Source organism: Micromonospora sp. R311, assembly GCF_056780015.1.
On the sequence record NZ_JBSWCE010000124.1, the window covers coordinates 1 to 557 of the forward strand.

1 pseudogene is annotated in these 557 nt (G+C 67.9%); it reads left to right on the plus strand.

Going from position 1 to position 557, the window contains the following annotated elements:
• Positions 1 to 269: 269 nt before the first annotated feature.
• Positions 270 to 557 (plus strand): annotated as a pseudogene (locus AC1WTP_RS34475) (hypothetical protein); the annotation flags it as partial.

A 557-nucleotide genomic window follows, 5' to 3' on the forward strand; every position in this document is an offset into this window, starting at 1 on the left:
CATCCGGGTGGTGGAATCGGGGCCGGGTCGGGGGCGTTACATCATGCGGACGATCGAGCAAGAGCCCGCCCCGCCTGGATCGGGGTTGCGTTGGCTGGGCCGCGGAATGGTGGCGGGCCGCCGGTCGTTACACATGGTCGCGGCGCCGCAAGGGCACCCCCGCCCGCGAGCGTCGGATCTTTCCCCCAAGACTTTCGAGCGCCGGACGGTGCTTGCGCCACCACGCCCTCCCCCTGGGCTGGTGGCGTCGACCCCCAAGGAGCTTCGTGATGAACACGATCATGCGTAAGAGCGTTCTCGGTGTCGCTGGTCTGGCCTTCGCCGGTGGTGTGTTCGCTGGTCCGGCTACCGCGCAGGCTGCTGCGGTGGAGCAGGTGAAGCCGGTTGCCGTGGTGCAGGCCGACAAGGCCGACAAGGGCAAGCTGATTCCGCATGGCGTGCAGGGCAAGCAGTCGCACATCACGCTGGACGACGAGCAGATCGCGAATGTGAAGGCGATCATCGCGGCGACGAAGAAGTCCGACATGGACGAGCGGGCCGCCGTGGTGGCCATCGCC